Source organism: Pseudonocardia sp. Ae505_Ps2 (assembly GCF_001932425.1).
Lineage (GTDB): Bacteria > Actinomycetota > Actinomycetes > Mycobacteriales > Pseudonocardiaceae > Pseudonocardia.
This window is the reverse complement of sequence record NZ_MCIP01000010.1, coordinates 1-4,625: the sequence shown is the minus strand read 5'-3', so window position 1 is coordinate 4,625 and position 4,625 is coordinate 1. Positions and strand designations below refer to the sequence as shown.

General features: G+C 64.6%; 7 protein-coding genes and 1 pseudogene. 4 read left to right on the top strand and 4 right to left on the bottom strand.

What is annotated here, in order from left to right; all coding sequences use genetic code 11:
* The first annotated feature begins 496 nt into the window (after positions 1 to 496).
* From Ae505Ps2_RS29880 to Ae505Ps2_RS29865, 4 genes are read left to right on the top strand one after another with little or no spacing between them, the layout of a single operon-like run.
* Positions 497 to 937 carry a hypothetical protein gene (locus Ae505Ps2_RS29880; protein ID WP_075554437.1) on the top strand — a complete coding sequence of 147 codons (441 nt, stop codon included), beginning with the start codon at positions 497 to 499 and terminating at the stop codon, positions 935 to 937.
* A 2-nt stretch (positions 938 to 939) separates the two neighbouring features.
* Complete coding sequence (locus Ae505Ps2_RS29875) at positions 940 to 1,545, top strand: ParA family protein (protein WP_075554436.1); 606 nt, start codon at positions 940 to 942, stop codon at positions 1,543 to 1,545.
* Entirely contained in the window at positions 1,545 to 1,940 is a 396-nt protein-coding gene (locus Ae505Ps2_RS31665; protein WP_139320314.1) for a hypothetical protein, read from the top strand. Before Ae505Ps2_RS29875 ends, Ae505Ps2_RS31665 begins: the two co-directional genes overlap by 1 nt.
* Positions 1,937 to 2,122, top strand: a complete 186-nt coding sequence (locus Ae505Ps2_RS29865) for a hypothetical protein (protein WP_075554434.1) — start codon at positions 1,937 to 1,939, stop codon at positions 2,120 to 2,122. The genes Ae505Ps2_RS31665 and Ae505Ps2_RS29865 overlap by 4 nt, the downstream gene beginning before the upstream one ends.
* 14 nt (positions 2,123 to 2,136) lie before the next feature.
* Here Ae505Ps2_RS29865 and Ae505Ps2_RS33895 read toward each other — a convergent pair.
* The 4 genes and pseudogenes from Ae505Ps2_RS33895 to Ae505Ps2_RS32340 all read right to left on the bottom strand — a co-directional run.
* Positions 2,137 to 2,283, bottom strand: a pseudogene (locus Ae505Ps2_RS33895) (IS5/IS1182 family transposase); the annotation flags it as partial.
* Positions 2,284 to 2,963: 680 nt separating this feature from the next.
* Positions 2,964 to 3,599: a hypothetical protein gene (locus Ae505Ps2_RS31660; protein ID WP_212567747.1), complete on the bottom strand. Its 636-nt coding sequence runs from the start codon at positions 3,597 to 3,599 to the stop codon at positions 2,964 to 2,966.
* 506 nt (positions 3,600 to 4,105) lie between these two features.
* Positions 4,106 to 4,339 (bottom strand): hypothetical protein, encoded by a 234-nt coding sequence (locus Ae505Ps2_RS29860; RefSeq protein ID WP_075554433.1) that lies wholly within the window; start codon positions 4,337 to 4,339, stop codon positions 4,106 to 4,108.
* 4 nt (positions 4,340 to 4,343) lie between these two features.
* Positions 4,344 to 4,625: hypothetical protein (locus Ae505Ps2_RS32340; protein WP_170917185.1), on the bottom strand; the 282-nt coding region annotated here is incomplete at its 5' end.

Here is a 4,625-nt window from a genome sequence, read left to right as displayed (position 1 = left end):
GGGTTCAGCGCCATCGATGCCACCTCCTAACTTGTCTGCTTATGTACACAAGCATACCGCTGAACGGGATATTCCCTAGTAGGCGGGGCCCTAACCCCTGCCTCCGGCGGCCACTGCGTGGTGCACCTCAGCTCCCGCGGTCCCCGGGGGGATCCTGCGGTCACGCAGGTGGGGACCGGGTGGTGAGCGGCTCCGGTTGGCCCTGCGCTCACGTCGGCCCCGGAGGGCAGCACGGCCGCCGCAGGACCCGCAAGCCTGGGCAGCTCAGCCGCCGGTCGAGCCGAGATGTTGCGGGCCCCACGACGGCCGTGCAGGCGCAAGCGCGCCGACGTGACCGCAGACCCACCCTTCGAGGACACCTCCTGTCTGGCGACGGCTAGACGGGCGTGTCCTCGTATCAACGACACTGACGGTTAACCGTCAAGACGGCAAGGCGGATTGACGGTAGTGTCGTCGTTAGGTTGACACGACGGTGTTGTCGTCGTATGATTTACATATGGACACTGGGAAGGCGCTCGACCGGCTGCGGGAGGTTTTTCCGCGAGGCGAGATCGAGCACAGCGACACTATCGCGAAAGTCGCATCCGAATATCTTGATGCATTTTATATTCGCATCAAAGATGATGAAGAATACGATTTCAGCGAGGGTGAGCCTGCCGCTCTTTTCGCTATGTGTGAATCGCTGCGTAGTGCTGCCGATAGATACGAGCGGGATTTGCTGCGCACTCTGAAATGGGGGGCAGAAGGTATGACCTGGGAGCAGGTCGCCGAGGCGGTCGACGGGCAGCTCGGCGGCCGGCAGGCGATGCAGAAGCGGTGGACCCGACTCACGGCCGCGACCCGGCGGACGACGACCGGGGACATGCGACGGGGTGCCGCACAGACGTCACACCGTCATGACTGTAACGTCGACGATACGACGACAACGACGGAGTGATCATGAGACTCACCGTGGGACACCTCAAGGGCGGCACCGGGAAGACGACGACGGCCGTGCACCTGGCGCTCGGGCTGGCCCGGTCCGGGCGGACGCTGCTCGTCGACGCCGACCCGGACCAAGACGGTGCGTTGGCCTGGTCGCAGCTCGCCAAGGATTGGCCGGCGGATCGGTGCATCGTCATCGAGGCAGCCGACCGGCACCTGGCCCGCCAGCTCCGACCAATGCTCGACGACTACGCCCACGTGATCCTCGACGCCGGGCCGAAGAACCCGAACCTGTTGCGGCAGGCCCTCACACTGTCCGAGCACCTGATCGTGCCGGTGCGGCCGACCGGGGCGGACCTGGCAGCGATCGAGCGGGTCTTCGAGCTCGCGGCCGAGGCGGACGCTCTGTCCCCGCTGACCGCGTCGCTACTGCTGGTCGACGTCGACAGCCGGTGGAAGTCCGGGAGCGAGGCGCGGACGTGGGCCGAGGGCGAGGACATCCCGACGATGACCGCGCAGGTGCGCCACCTCGTGGAGTTCGCGGTGGCCCGGGGGACCGCACCCGAGGTACTAGGGGACTACGAGCTGGTGCTCGACGAGCTGATCAAGGAGACCTTGTGATGGCGGAGCGGAAGCGGGCCGGGGCCCGCCGGAGTCTGGCGGCAGCCGCCGGGGCGACCCGTCGTCGATACGACGACAGCGCCGGTGGTGCGGTAGAGCACCCGCAGCAACCGGACCAGATCACGATGCCGGCGCCTGCGGCGGTGACCGAGCCGGTGCTGACCCCGCCGGAGCCCCGTCCGGTGCCCCCGGCGAAGCGGGCCGGGTCGAAGTACACGGCGATGCTCGACGACGACGTGGTGGACGCGTTCGAGCAGGTGACCCGGATCGCGCGGCGGAGGCTCGGGCGGCACGTCGACAAGATCGAGGTGCTGTCCGCGCTGCTGCTGCTCGCCGCCGATGACGCCAACCTGCGCGATCAGGTGGTCGGGACGATCGGCGCGCGACCCCGGTGACCGAGCTGATCACCGACCGGTTCCCGCCGCCCTGGACCCACAGCGTGCAGCGCATCGGCGGCGGCCCGGTCCACCACCTGACCGCCGCCGACGGCGCGACGATCTACCGGGGGCCGGACGGCGACTGGGTGATCGTCTTCTGCCAGCACGCCAACGCCGAGACCGGCATCAGCCCGGTCTAACGAGCTTCCCCCGAGAGGATCGCCACTGCCTGCGCGAACGGGGTCAACGCCCGCCGCCGGGTGCCACGTCGACGGCGTTGAAGGACCAGAAGCCGCGCCAGATAGGCCACGGTGCACTCCCCGATCGGGAGGACAGCGGTGTAGGTGACAGGATCAGACAGGCAGGACCTCGGTGACGGTGTCGATCTGTGCTGGACCGAACCGATCTACCGGGGTCCTGCCCCGTTCCCGCTCATCTCACCACCCTCGGCGTGTCGCCACGACCTGCCACCCCGCTACTGAGAACACCTCAGTGAGCGGGAAAGCCTCGGCTCCGCAACAGCGCGACAGTCCAGTCACGTCCCAGACATCGGGACGCTGTAGTGGCTTGGATCACGAGGGCACTCCCACGACGGAACCCCCTCCACCATGCGCGGCATCAACGGATGCGGATGCCGCGGGCAAGTAGGACGAGGAACCCCGCACTCCAACTCCAGAACACGATCTTGAATCTGCTCGGCAGTCGCCACACATGCCACCTCGTGAGCAACTGAAGTCGTGAAGTGCACCGCGACACTCTCAGCAACAAACGCGCCGCTGACATCCCTACCCGAGTCGATCTCAACTGCAAGGTCCGTCCCCATTTCAAGGCCCGGGCGCGGCGACGACACCGGAGACGGCGACGCCACAAAAACACCACGCACTTCCCAGCCCAACGCGGTCAGCCCCAAGTCTCGAAGAACTCCTTCCGCTAGCCGCCGCGCCCGAACCTCATCAACACCCGCCGCAACTTCTAAGACCTGATCTTCCTCGTCGTCAAAAACAATCCACGACCGAAAAGAAGGCCCCTGCTCCTCATTCATCAATACGTCAACCGTAAAGAACCAGCGAATACTAGCTTTGCAGTACCACCACCGCCCAGATTGTGGCGATACGTGAAGAGATCCTGATAGTCAAGGACGTCGTTCACAAGCACCGGATTCATCGAACCGTGAAAAATATAGTCCGCCGACTCTACATGACTAGAGTTACTCGGCCTCTTCGCGCCGTTCTGCCACCACTGCAGACCCCTTTCTGTCACCGGTCCAACAACTGTCGACTTCACCGCCGGAGACAGTCTATATCCCCACGCAACCACTCCGTGCGACGGCAGACACGTGAACTGAAGCGACAGAACCCCATTCCGATCTGATCGGTCAAACCCTCTATGGCAGCCCAGGGTTTCAACTCGCTGATAATCTTGAGCCTCGAAAGAAGTAACACTCGTGAAGCGAGAACGGATCTTCTCTGCTTCACTCTGCAGCAACGGCCTATCAAACTCGAGCACAAGATGAGCAAGCCCATCAGGCGAACCTACCTCAACCCGATCCACTTCCCCCGAATCCTGCGCCATTGCAGCAGAAGAAACACTCAATAACAAAAACATCGCCATCCCTGCAGCAAAAATCACCTTCGCTACGGGCAAGACCATTCGTTGTCCAGATTTTCCAATCATCACCAGCTGAGTGAAACATCTCGCTCACCCGACTCTCAAGAGCCACCACTCGACGGCCCGGACCACCGCCCGGCCGCCACCGGCGGCCACCCAGACCGCACCCCCGACTGAAGATCATCAGTGGATGCATAGGGGCTGGCGGTCCTGGTGGTTGTTGCTGGTGGTTGTTGACCGTGGATCGGTCAACAACGCCGTGCTCGCGCTGCTGCGCTGGCGTGGCTGAGAGCGCTGGGGCTCAAGATCAAGTCTCACAAGACCTATGCATCATTGATTGCCTGGTCAGCGTGGCGCGCGAGTCGGTCACAGAACGTCACGTCCCGGCGTAGGCCGGGGCCCGTCGACGGAGGCCCTAGCGGGCATCAAGGACATGTTCATGTCCGGGGGCGAGAACGTCTCCTTGACCCTACTGGCCGCTAGTCGTCGTATCGACGACATGCGTTCAGTGCGGCCCGTCGCCCTCAAGATCATTTCCAATGCATAGGTGCGAGGAGCGGTGGCGGTGGTAGCGGTCAGGCAGAGGGCCGGGGCGGCCAGACGAACCGGGCCTCGAACCAGGTGCGTCCGGTCTCGGCGTTGCGCATGATCGCGACCTCGTAGTCGTCGACGGCGAGGGCGTGCAGGGCTGCCGTGGGGTCAGCACCCCGGCCCTTCTTCGTGAACCTGATCCGGCGGCGGCCGTCGGACAACGGGCTCATCCGTTGCACTAGCTCGTCGATTCGCTCGCGGGCGACGTCCTGGTCCATCAGGTCAGTCCTCTCCGGGTAGGACACCCGGCCGTCGGGCGTCGGTGAGGCGGGTCGGTAGCCACCACTCGACGCCGAGGTCGTCGAGCCAAGCTCGGGCGGCGTCGACGCCGTGGCGCTCAGTGACGTCGAGCAGCTCGGCCGCGCGGGACTCGACGATCTTCCACGAGTGCGAGGGCAGGACCGCAACGTTCTCGCCCTCCAACTCAACGGCGACGATCTCCTCGTCGGTCTGCTCCTCGTCAAGGTCGACGACGTCGCAGCGCAGGTCGTGGTCACGCTGGGA

Excerpts from the sequence above, each read along its gene's own strand:
- Ae505Ps2_RS29875 (WP_075554436.1), top strand. The coding sequence starts at position 940 with ATGAGACTCACCGTGGGACACCTCAAGGGCGGCACCGGGAAGACGACG.
- Ae505Ps2_RS29880 (WP_075554437.1), top strand. The coding sequence starts at position 497 with ATGGACACTGGGAAGGCGCTCGACCGGCTGCGGGAGGTTTTTCCGCGA.
- Ae505Ps2_RS31665 (WP_139320314.1), top strand. The coding sequence starts at position 1,545 with ATGGCGGAGCGGAAGCGGGCCGGGGCCCGCCGGAGTCTGGCGGCAGCC.
- Ae505Ps2_RS29860 (WP_075554433.1), bottom strand. The coding sequence starts at position 4,339 with ATGGACCAGGACGTCGCCCGCGAGCGAATCGACGAGCTAGTGCAACGG.